We start from the raw sequence: 11,475 nt of genomic DNA, 5'->3' as shown, positions 1-11,475 counted from the left end.
GCTTGCAATCATATCACTTTCTTTAATTCTGGCAACCCCTTTTAAAATTATTTTACATTTTTGTCAATTTATAACTAACATAAACACCCTACTTGAAAAATCTTCCAAATAATATATTCGTCATTATTCCTGCTAAAATAGGAAAAAAAGAAGTAATAACAATGCGTACAAGGATAAATTTCCAACCTAGAATAGCTATTTCTATAGGCAATCGTGAAAAACCACACAAAAATTTGGCTGTGTAAAAGGCCATAGCACTGCCTATACTTAATCCTTGATACAACAAACCTGCTAAAATAGGTAATACCAGATAGGGGCCTCCAGGAATAAGAAACCCAGCTAAGGCTGCTAGAAGTATACCTTTAATACCAGCTTCTTCTCCAATCCACTTAGAAATAACTGTCTCAGGAATGACTACTTGAATTAAACCTGCAACTAAAAAAGAAAAAAATAAAAGAGGTAAAACTTCAATCATAAGATTAAAACCTGCTTTCAAGCCTAAAATATATTCCCCATCTCCTTTGCGGTAGCCAATGTAAATTAACACCAAAGTCAAAAAGGCCATAATAATAGTAGGAACTAACATTTGTGCTCCTTTTTGTTTATTTTTTTCCATGTCCTTAATCCTAATCTGTGATTTTACCTGTTAATTTTAAAGATAGCTAGATAAATTAGAAATTTATTTAGAGATTTTTGCTGGATAGCATAAAAACAAAATTGTTAAATTTAAAATTTGGTTTACAATTTTGTAAAATATTTTAGATTGAAATTGATTGGCTGGATATTTTGTTTTCAAGTCAAACAAGCATTAAATTTTTATTTTAAACATGGAAGGATCAATGCCATATTTTTTTATTTTGTAATTTAAAATACGTAAGGTTGTATCTAATCGTTTGGCTGCCTGAGAACAATTACCTTTAGTTACTTTGAGTGCTTCAATAATCATTTCTCTTTCAAGATTTTCTACTGCAAGTTTTAAAGAATTTCCTTTTTGAGTCTGAGTACTTTCAGCTGTTTGTAAAGTAGGTGGAAGGTGATAACAACGAATGACATTTTCATCACAAATAATTACTGCCCTTTCTATACAATTTTTTAATTCTCTCACATTTCCTGGCCAATGATATTTAACTAAAAGATCAATAGCAGGAGTAGAAATACGCCTAATTTGTTTATTATATTTTTTGTTAAACTCTTCAAGAAAATGTTCAGCTAAAAGCAAAATATCTGTTCGTCTTTCTCTTAATGGTGGAAGATAAATAGGAAATACATTAAGACGATAATATAGATCTTCACGAAAGGCATTTTTTTTCATTGCTTCTTCTAGATTTTGATTAGTAGCAGCAATAATCCTTATATTTACTCTTATTGGCTTTGTTCCTCCCACACGATAAAATTCTCCTTCTTGAAGCACTCTCAAAAGTTTTGCCTGCAAATGTAAATTTAACTCAGATATTTCATCTAAAAATATAGTTCCTCCATCAGCAAGTTCAAATTGTCCTTTTTTGGTTGTATAAGCCCCACTAAATGCTCCCTTTTCATGTCCAAAAAGTTCACTTTCTATCAATGTTTCTGGCAAGGCAGCACAGTTTATTTTAATAAAAGGCCCACTTGCACGAGCACTATTATAATGAATAGCATTAGCTACCAACTCTTTACCTGTCCCACTTTCTCCTCTTATTAAAACAGTAGCATCACTTTTGGCTGCTTGATAGATAAGTCGAAAAACATCCTCCATCACTTTACTACGTCCTACAATAATATTAGAAGAAAATTTAAATTTTTCTTGAAGTTTTTCCTTTAATTTTATATTTTCCTCTTCAAGCCGTTTCTTCTCCGCTTCAAATAAAAGAAGATTACGAACAGTTTGAGCAACAAGTGCAGCAACAACTGTTAAAAATTTTAAATCCTCTTCTAAAGTATTTTCTCCTTCAAACTTTTTATCTATACTTAATGTTCCAAGCACTTGCTCACTAGCTTTGATAGGCACACAGAAAAAAGAAGTTTGTTTTTTTTCTGTTTCACTACGAGAAAGAGTACGATTTAAAAATCTTGGTTCCTGACTGATAATCGGTACAACTATTGGTCTACCAGTAGCTACTACTTCGCCAGTAATGCCTTCACCTAAACGATAACGTCCTCTACGCCTTGCCTCTGCTGAAAGTCCATATGCTACTTCTATATGAATCTCAGCTGTTTGTGGATCAAAAATGGAAATAGCGCCTCTGCGAATATTCATATAATTGCCTAAAATATTTAATACTTTTTTTAAAGAATTTTTTAAATCTAAATTGCTTAATGCCTGACTGATTTCATACAGACAAGCAATCTGATTCATTATTTCCTCCTTTGCAATTTAAATTAACAAATTTGTCGATATTATGCAAGAAATAAATAATGCAATTTAACATTTTTGTAAAATTATTTTACATTTTTGTTTAAAAATTTATATCTTATTCCCATTTTTATTGAAAATTTCCCTGGCATAGGTATTGCTTATTTATTAAATTACTTATTGTCTTACTGCTATAATGGATTTTAAATAAAAACAAAAGGAGGAAACTATGACACCAAAGGAGGCATTAGAGTTTGCTAAGAAACATGGAGCAAAGATTGTTGATTTGAAATTTTGTGATTTATTAGGTACATGGCAACATTTTTCCATTTCTATCTCTTTTTTTGATGAAAGCACTTTTGAAGAGGGAGTGGGCTTTGATGGTTCTAGTATTCGTGCTTGGCAAGCTATTCATCTTAGTGATATGCTAGTAATACCAGATTCTAAAACAGTTTTTATGGATCCATTTTATGAAGAACCTACAGTTAGTTTTATTTGTAATGTAGTTGATCCTATCACAAGAGAACCTTATTCTCGTGATCCAAGGTATATTGCGCAAAAGGCTGAAATTTATTTAAAATCTACTGGTATTGCTGATACTGCTTATTTTGGGCCTGAAGCTGAATTTTTTATCTTTAATGATATACGTTTTGATCAAAATGAACATTGTGGCTATTATTTTATTGACTCAATTGAAGGACGCTGGAATTCTGGTAGAGAAGAAAATCCAAATTTAAATTATAAGCCAAGATATAAAGAAGGTTATTTACCTGTCCCACCTATGGATAAATTTCAAGACTTAAGAACAGAGATGGTTTTAAAGATGCAGGAAATAGGTGTAGAAACAGAATGTCATCATCATGAAGTAGCAACAGCAGGTCAAGCAGAAATTGGTATACGTTTCGCACCTTTAGTAAAAATGGGTGACAATTTAATGAAATATAAATATGTCGTAAAGAATGTAGCTATAAAAAATGGTTTTACAGCTACTTTTATGCCAAAACCCATTTTTAATGACAATGGTTCTGGTATGCATGTACATCAAAGTCTTTGGAAAGAAGGGCAAAACCTTTTTGCTGGTGATAGATATGGTGGGTTGAGCGAATTAGCATTTTATTATATTGGAGGAATCCTAAAACATGCACGTGCTCTTTGTGCATTTACCAATCCAACAACAAATTCTTATAAAAGGCTTGTTCCAGGATTTGAAGCACCTGTAAACTTAGCCTATAGCAGTAGAAATAGAAGTGCAGGTGTACGTATCCCCATGTATTCACCTTCTCCTAAACAAAAACGGATTGAAGTGCGTTTTCCTGATCCTTCTTGTAATGGATATCTTGCCTTTGCTGCTATGTTAATGGCAGGATTGGATGGTATTGAAAATAAAATTCATCCTGGAGAACCATTAGATAAAGACATCTATTCACTTAGCCCAGAAGAATTAAAAGGTATACCTTTTACACCTAGCTCTTTAGAAGAAGCAATTCAAGCTTTGGAAGAAGACCATGAATTTTTACTTAAAGGAAATGTATTTACTGAAGATGTGATTGAAAAATGGATTGAATGTAAAAAACAGGAAGCTACAGAAGTCAAATTAAGACCACATCCTTGGGAATTTGCTCTTTATTTTGATATTTAAAAAGCTCCCCTTGCCAATACTGTTAAACATGCTTATTAAAAAATAAAGCTCTAAATTAATTGTTAAGGGGGGAAGTATAATGGCAAAAGCAATAGGGATTGACTTAGGAACAACAAACTCTGTCATCGCTGTAATTGAGGGAGGTAAACCTAAAATCATAACTAATGCTGAAGGATCAAGACTTACTCCTTCGGTAGTAGCCTTTACTAAAGACGGCCAGAGATTAGTAGGACAAGTAGCAAAACGACAATCAATTTTAAATCCAGACCGCACAATCTATTCAGCTAAAAGATTTATTGGCCGTCGATGGGGAGAAGTAGATGAAGAAAGCAAAATAGTTTCTTATAAAGTTGTACGTGGACCAAATGATACAGTGCGTTTTGAAATTGATGGTAAGCTTTATGCACCAGAAGAAATCTCTGCAATGGTATTGAGAAAATTGGTAGATGATGCCTCTGCTTATTTGGGAGAAAGAGTAAAAGATGTAGTAATTACTGTACCTGCCTATTTTAATGATGCTCAAAGGCAGGCGACAAAAGATGCAGGTACAATTGCCGGTTTGAATGTACTTAGAATCATTAATGAGCCTACAGCTGCTGCTTTAGCTTATGGTGTGGAAAAAGGCAAAGCAGAAAAAATTTTGGTTTTTGACTTAGGTGGTGGAACCTTTGATGTTTCTATTTTGGAAGTAGGAGAAGGTGTATGTGAAGTTTTAGCCACATCTGGTGATACTCATCTTGGTGGTGATGATTTTGATAAAAGAATTGTAGATTGGATGGCAGATGAATTTAAAAAAGAATATGGAATTGATTTGAGGCAAGATAGACAGGCTTTACAACGTCTTTATGAGGCAGCAGAAAAGGCAAAGTGTGAATTGTCTTCTACATTAGAAACAGAAATTAATTTGCCATTTATTACTGCAGATGCAACTGGCCCAAAACATTTGCAAATGAAACTCACAAGAGCAAAATTCGAACAACTAGTAGATGATTTGATTAAAAGATGTCTTGGCCCAATGAAACAAGCATTAGCAGATGCTAAACTTTCACCTCAAGATATTGATGAAATTTTATTAGTAGGTGGTAGCACTCGTATTCCAGCAGTACAACAACTTATTAAAGACTTCTTTGGTAAAGAGCCAAACAAAAGTGTTAATCCAGATGAAGCAGTAGCTTTAGGAGCAGCTATTCAAGCAGGTATCATTCAGGGTGAAGTAAAAGAGGTAGTATTGTTAGATGTCACACCACTTTCTCTTGGTGTTGAAACCCTTGGTGGTGTGATGACAAAAATTATTGAAAGGAATACAACTATTCCTGTAAGAAGGAGCCAGATTTTTACTACTGCTGAAGATAACCAGAGTGCGGTAGACATTGTTGTCTGTCAGGGTGAAAGACCTATGGCTAGAGATAACCGCATCCTTGGTCAATTCCGTTTAGAAGGTATTAGACCTGCACCAAGAGGTGTGCCTCGGATTGAAGTTACTTTTGATATTGATGTCAATGGAATTTTACATGTAACAGCAAAAGATTTAGATACAGGTAAAGAACAAAAAATCACTATTACTGGAGCTTCAACCCTTGATAGGAGTGAAGTGGAAAGATTGATAAAAGAGGCAGAAATGTATGCTGAACAAGACAGACGGCGCAAGGAAGAGGCAGAAATTAGAAATCAAGCTGATAATCTTGTATATCAAGTAGAAAAGACATTGCGTGAATTGGGTGATAAGGTGCCAACTGTAGAAAAAGGTCGTTGCGAACAACTTGTCCAAGAACTAAAACAGGCTATAAAAGAGAATGCTCCTATTGATAAAATTAAACAGTTGATGAATGATTTACAGCAGGCTGCTTATGACTTAAGCTCTAAGGCATATCAACAAACCGGACCTACTGCTCCACCACCTCCTGGTGCTGCTAAAGGAAAAGAGGGTGAAGATGTCATAGATGCAGAATATAAAGAAACAAAATAGAAAATAAAACTTAAAGGCCGGAGAAATCCGGCCTTTTTTATTTTAAAGTCAGTTTAAAACTCTATTTTATACACCTTTTGATAACTCAAAATCCGCGATTGATATTTGGATAAAATTCCACCTCTGCTCGCTCTTTCCCTCAAGCCACTTTGGGCTTAATGGTGTGGTAAAATTTTAAGTCAGTAAAGCATTTTTAATGTTTGTTGTTTAAAAATTTGCTTTATTTTAATACATTTGTAGGTTTTCTTTTAAAGTTATTACGGATTTAGGAAAAATATTTTTCTTGACATTTATCCTGATTTTAACTAACATAGAATCCGAATATAATTCTTATTTTTTTATATTTTTTATAAAAAGGAGGTGAAATAATGGAAAAAACAGTAGTAAAATTAGTGGCATTGGTATTGATAGCAACTGTTGGTTTGCTAGGATGTATGGCTATGCCTGCTGGTTTAACTGGCTCTACCCATCCTATCACGGCAAATGACTCATACACAGAAATAGGCCCTGCTTCTGGGAGCGCATGGGGAGTTAATATTTTAGGTATTCCTGTAGGTGAACTCTCTCCAGCCAAAAAGGCAGTAGAAAGAGCTTTAACATCTTCTGGAGGTGATGCATTAATTAATACAACTATGGAATCGCGCATGTTTTTCTTATGGTTTGTCACCATATATCAAACGAAGGTAAATGGTACAGCTGTTAAAATCCAAAAAGGTGGTGCTAGAAGATAATGTGAAAAATTTATTATTTTTTTTAATTATTTTTATTCTTTTAGGTTGTGCACCCAAAATGATAACATTAAAGTTGGGTGCACAACCATCTTATGTAAATGAGCAAATTGAAAAAAAATTTTTGCCTATCCCTGTTTTGATAGACATTCGGGCACCTAATAGCTTGCCTGCCAGACAAAAAGAACTTGTTCCTCTCCCTACTTCAACAATTTATCAATATTCACTGAAATTAATTTTAGAAAAAGTATTTCAAGATGTTATTTATAATTCATTTGTTAAACCTGAAAAACAAATTGGGCAATTTTGTGAAATTGAAGTCAATGTTCCTGTAGCAAGATTAGAATACACAGGAAACAGTGCGATATTTTATTTAGAAACTAATGCTATATTTCGGGATCAAAGAGGTAATATTGTGGAAATGGCTAATTTGACAAGTACAACACAAAGTACATTTGATGGAAAAACTATACCTAAAGCTGTTTGGGACGCAGCTTATCAAGTCGCTAATGAATTTGTAAATACGCTTTTTCATTCTGCAAAAATAAGACAGATTGGTCAAACTAAAAGAGTCACTGTTCATAAAAAAGAATCTTTAGCTATTGGTTATGGATCTTCACTTCTGGAACAAAACAGAACCATTGAAAGAAAACCTATTTCAACCCTTCCCCAACTTCCTCAATATGATAACTATATTGCCCTTATTGTAGGTGTCTCTCATTATAAAAACATTGCTCATTTACCTTATCCTGAAAAAGATATTGAGTTGATGAAAGAAGTGGTTACAAAAATAATGGGTGTAAAAAAGAAAAATCTTTATGTGATTAAAAATCCTACTAAAGCAGAAATCATTGTTCATATTAAAAAAATCACTCGTTTGGCAAACAATTATAAAAATCCTAAAGTCATATTTTATTTTTCTGGTCATGGCACAACCTATACAGAAAAAGAAGGTAAGGGAGAAGGATATCTATTGCCTATAGAGGCAGACCCAGAAGATATTCCTACAACAGCTTTAGCTTTGGCTGAAGTAGAAAAACTTTTAGGAGAAGTAAAAGGAGAAAAAGTAGTTATTATAGATGCTTGCTTTTCTGGAAAAGGAAAAAGTATTCTTCCTGCTGGTAAGCCATTTATTGGCATAAAAAAGATTACCCCAAAAATTGAATACACAACAATATTGCTTTCTTCTGAAGAAAATGAAATTAGCACATATATTAAAGATAAAGGTATTTCTACTTTTACTTATGCCCTTTATGAAATGATGGCTAAATATGGGCCAGTGCTTGATGAAAATAAGAATGGATGGCTTGAAGTAAAAGAAATAGCTAAAAAATTAATAGATTTTACAGATGATTATGCTATTCGTTTTGCAAATAAACATCAGCATCCAGTAATTAGAGGTTATCTTGATATTTCTCTTGCTCAGTGTCCATAGAATATTTTTGTTGCATTTATTACTATTTCATCCTATGGTTCTTTCTCAGCGAGATATAAACTTCTTTGTAGAAACATATCCATACATTAGAGCTAAATTAAACATTCACTAAATCCCCCCTTTTCAGCATTTCTGATGGAGTTATTGCAGGCAAAGAAATTTTCCCAAAAGCTACTTTACGAAAAATGACTTGAATAATTTGCTTAATAGTAAAAACTGGCAATTTGTCAGTTACTTTAAATGTCGGTAGAATTTTTAAATTATAATGTAGTGGGAAGTAATAAAAAAATTCTTTAAGTTGTTGGTCATTTAAATTAAAGAAAGAATCCCACAGATTTCAAGAAGATTAAAAATTGTAGTCACTCCATTACCTAAATTCTTTATATTTTGCAAAAATATCTGGTTATCATTAAACTTTGGATCACGCCTATATCTTAGGTCAATTAAAAAGACATCTGAATCAATAAAAATCATATTTTCTTTCTTGAATAGTCTATTGCTTTTTGCCAATTTGAAAATTGAGGTTCTTTCTTTTCTAAAGTAGAAGATATATCTTTCCATGCCTCTTCAAAGGGCCTTAGGCTTTCATTTTTTAAACTTTCAACATTAAAAGGGCTAACAATAGCTATAGGTTTCCCACGATGAGTAACTATAATCTGCTCTCCTTCTTTTACCCTTTGCAAAATTGCTTTTGTCTTTTGCCTTAATTCCTTTACTGTAACAAAATCCATAATTATCTCCAAAAAGACTTTATTAAGTACTTTAAGTGTACACTTTGATTCCTTTTTTTTGTCAACAATTATTATAGAATTGACAAATTTTTTAGTTTAATGTATTGAGATGGAACAGAATGAAAAAGTTATTATTAATTCTTATTGTATTAACAGGAAATGTTTTTGCTCAATCTTTTCCACAACATTCTTTTTTTGAAAATAAATATTTTCGTTTAGAAATTGAAGCAATAGAAATTATAAAACTTGGTATTCGTGTTCATTTTACTCTTTTCCCCAAACATCAAATGCTTAAAGGAGTAAGGATTTTATATCCAAGATTAATAGATAAATACGGAAACAATTACCGACCATTATTGCCAGCACCACCTAAAGTAGCTTTTAAAACAAAGTTAGGCAAAAGACATCATTTTTCTTTTCTATTTCCTAAGCCAAAAAGAAAAAAATTGTTTTTTATGTGCCGAGTAGAATATCTGCTATATCCAAAAGGCATTTTGGTAACCCCAGTAAGATTGAATCTGATTGAATTTGTAAAAAAGAAGGTTGTTTTACCTAAGACAATCCTTAAACAAAAGGAAGAATCTGAAAAAATATCTGAAGAGAAAAAACAAACTGAACTTACTATTTCAACCCTTCCCCAACTTCCTCAATATGATAACTATATTGCCCTTATTGTAGGTGTCTCTCATTATAAAAATATTGCTCATTTACCTTATCCTGAAAAAGATATTGAGTTGATGAAAGAAGTGGTTACAAAAATAATGGGTGTAAAAAAGAAAAATCTTTATGTGATTAAAAATCCTACTAAAGCAGAAATCATTGTTCATATTAAAAAAATCACTCGTTTGGCAAACAATTATAAAAATCCTAAAGTCATATTTTATTTTTCTGGTCATGGCACAACCTATACAGAAAAAGAAGGTAAGGGAGAAGGATATCTATTGCCTATAGAGGCAGACCCAGAAGATATTCCTACAACAGCTTTAGCTTTGGCTGAAGTAGAAAAACTTTTAGGAGAAGTAAAAGGAGAAAAAGTAGTTATTATAGATGCTTGCTTTTCTGGAAAAGGAAAAAGTATTCTTCCTGCTGGTAAGCCATTTATTGGCATAAAAAAGATTACCCCAAAAATTGAATACACAACAATATTGCTTTCTTCTGAAGAAAATGAAATTAGCACATATATTAAAGATAAAGGTATTTCTACTTTTACTTATGCCCTTTATGAAATGATGGCTAAATATGGGCCAGTGCTTGATGAAAATAAGAATGGATGGCTTGAAGTAAAAGAAATAGCTAAAAAATTAGAGGAATTTACTAATAGTTATGCATTGAAATTTGCTAGTCAGCATCAACATCCTGTTGTTCGAGGAAATCTCAATATTTCACTTGCTCAATGTCCATAAAATGAGAAAATTTTTGCTATTATTTATCATAATTTTCTTTTTAAATAATTGTGCATTTTATTTTATAGGGAAAACTAGACCTCTTAAAGAAACAGTTATTTCTGGAAAAGGGAAAAATAAAATTTTGCTTATAGATATTTCTGGTATTATCTCAACTAAAAAAAGACATAAATTTTTCCTTTTAAAAGAAGAAAGTATTGTTTCTAGAATAAAAGAAGAATTAAAAAAAGCAAATTCTGATAAAAAAATTAAAGGTATAGTTCTTAGAATTAACAGCCCAGGTGGTACTGTAACTGCTAGTGATATTATTTATCATGAGATTAAAAAATTTAAACAAAAAAGACATATTCCTGTTGTGGCATATATGATGGATATTGCAACATCTGGAGCATATTATATTTCACTTGCATCTGACATCATTATGGCTCATCCAACTTCTATAACAGGTGGAATTGGCGTTATTGCACTTAAGTTTAATATAGAAGAATTGCTTAAAAAAATTGGCATTAAAGATGAAAGCATAAAATCTGGAAAGAAAAAAGACCTTTGGTCGCCATTTAGACCTTGTACTGAAGAAGAAAGAAAAATATTGCAAGAAATAATAAATGAATTACATGAAAGATTCATAAAAACAATTGCAGAAAATAGAAAGATGTTAACAATAGGACAAATAAAAAAATTAGCTGATGGAAGAATATATACAGCAAAACAGGCATTAAATTTAAAATTAATTGATAAAATAGGCTATTTAGAAGATGCAATTGAATTAGTTAAAAAGAAAGCAGGCATTTTAGAAGCAAAGATTATTATCTATCATCGTCCTCCTACTTATAAAAGCAATATTTATTCGATCAAAAATTTAATAGGTTTGGAATTTATGTATTTGTGGTTACCCTAAGCTTTTTATTTTTTATTGCCATATGTAATTTAGGTAAATCCACTGGTTTATTAAAATATACATCAGCCCCCGCAAACTTAAACTTTTCACACTCTGGTGAGCCACTTAAACCTACAATAAAGATATGAGGATATTTTTTCTTTATAAATCGAGCCAATTCAAAACCTGTCATTTTGGGCATTTCTCCATCAGTAATAACAACATCATAATGATCATTTTCTAAGATTCTTATTGCTTCAAAGCTATCTTTAGCACCATTTGTCTTATAGCCTAAAAAAGCAAGCATTTTTGTTAAAATTTCCCTTATCTCTACATTGTCATCTACTACTAATACTCTCATCCA

At 32.0% G+C, this 11,475-nt stretch carries 11 protein-coding genes; 6 read left to right on the top strand and 5 right to left on the bottom strand.

Translation table 11 applies throughout. From position 1 onward, the window contains the following. Positions 1–88: 88 nt before the first annotated feature. Together LWW95_04420 and nifA are read right to left on the bottom strand one after the other, a co-directional pair. Entirely contained in the window at positions 89–586 is a 498-nt protein-coding gene (locus LWW95_04420; GenBank protein ID MDL1956284.1) for a permease, read from the bottom strand. 222 nt (positions 587–808) lie between these two features. After that, positions 809–2,335, bottom strand: coding sequence for a nif-specific transcriptional activator NifA (gene nifA / locus LWW95_04415; protein ID MDL1956283.1), 1,527 nt, complete (start codon positions 2,333–2,335; stop codon positions 809–811). A gap of 226 nt (positions 2,336–2,561) precedes the next feature. Between nifA and glnA the strand changes: the two genes are divergently transcribed. The 4 genes from glnA (at position 2,562) to LWW95_04395 (ending at position 8,100) form a co-directional block, all read left to right on the top strand. Beyond that, on the top strand, positions 2,562–3,971 hold the full coding sequence (gene glnA, locus LWW95_04410) for a type I glutamate--ammonia ligase (GenBank protein MDL1956282.1): 1,410 nt from the start codon (positions 2,562–2,564) through the stop codon (positions 3,969–3,971). A 79-nt stretch (positions 3,972–4,050) separates the two neighbouring features. Then, entirely contained in the window at positions 4,051–5,937 is a 1,887-nt protein-coding gene (gene dnaK / locus LWW95_04405; protein ID MDL1956281.1) for a molecular chaperone DnaK, read from the top strand. Positions 5,938–6,305: 368 nt separating this feature from the next. Further along, on the top strand, positions 6,306–6,668 hold the full coding sequence (locus tag LWW95_04400; protein ID MDL1956280.1) for a hypothetical protein: 363 nt from the start codon (positions 6,306–6,308) through the stop codon (positions 6,666–6,668). A gap of 1 nt (position 6,669) precedes the next feature. Beyond that, positions 6,670–8,100 (top strand): caspase family protein, encoded by a 1,431-nt coding sequence (locus LWW95_04395; GenBank protein MDL1956279.1) that lies wholly within the window; start codon positions 6,670–6,672, stop codon positions 8,098–8,100. Positions 8,101–8,409: 309 nt separating this feature from the next. Here LWW95_04395 and LWW95_04390 read toward each other — a convergent pair whose 3' ends face one another. Together LWW95_04390 and LWW95_04385 are read right to left on the bottom strand one after the other, a co-directional pair. Further along, positions 8,410–8,574, bottom strand: coding sequence for a hypothetical protein (locus LWW95_04390; GenBank protein MDL1956278.1), 165 nt, complete (start codon positions 8,572–8,574; stop codon positions 8,410–8,412). Continuing rightward, on the bottom strand, positions 8,571–8,831 hold the full coding sequence (locus tag LWW95_04385; GenBank protein MDL1956277.1) for a type II toxin-antitoxin system prevent-host-death family antitoxin: 261 nt from the start codon (positions 8,829–8,831) through the stop codon (positions 8,571–8,573). The genes LWW95_04390 and LWW95_04385 overlap by 4 nt, the downstream gene beginning before the upstream one ends. Before the next feature lie 119 nt (positions 8,832–8,950). On the opposite strand from LWW95_04385, the gene LWW95_04380 reads away from it, so the two are divergent. Together LWW95_04380 and sppA are read left to right on the top strand one after the other, a co-directional pair. Then, positions 8,951–10,234, top strand: a complete 1,284-nt coding sequence (locus LWW95_04380; protein MDL1956276.1) for a caspase family protein — start codon at positions 8,951–8,953, stop codon at positions 10,232–10,234. A 1-nt stretch (position 10,235) separates the two neighbouring features. Then, positions 10,236–11,132 carry a signal peptide peptidase SppA gene (gene sppA / locus LWW95_04375; protein ID MDL1956275.1) on the top strand — a complete coding sequence of 299 codons (897 nt, stop codon included), beginning with the start codon at positions 10,236–10,238 and terminating at the stop codon, positions 11,130–11,132. Here sppA and LWW95_04370 read toward each other — a convergent pair. Continuing rightward, positions 11,110–11,472 carry a response regulator gene (locus LWW95_04370; protein ID MDL1956274.1) on the bottom strand — a complete coding sequence of 121 codons (363 nt, stop codon included), beginning with the start codon at positions 11,470–11,472 and terminating at the stop codon, positions 11,110–11,112. The two genes, sppA and LWW95_04370, sit on opposite strands and share 23 nt — an antisense overlap. Positions 11,473–11,475: the final 3 nt, after the last annotated feature.

This window comes from Candidatus Desulfofervidus auxilii, from assembly GCA_030262725.1.
In the GTDB taxonomy this organism is placed as follows: Bacteria; Desulfobacterota; Desulfofervidia; order Desulfofervidales; family Desulfofervidaceae; genus JAJSZS01.
This window is presented reverse-complemented; position numbering and strand designations above follow the sequence as displayed.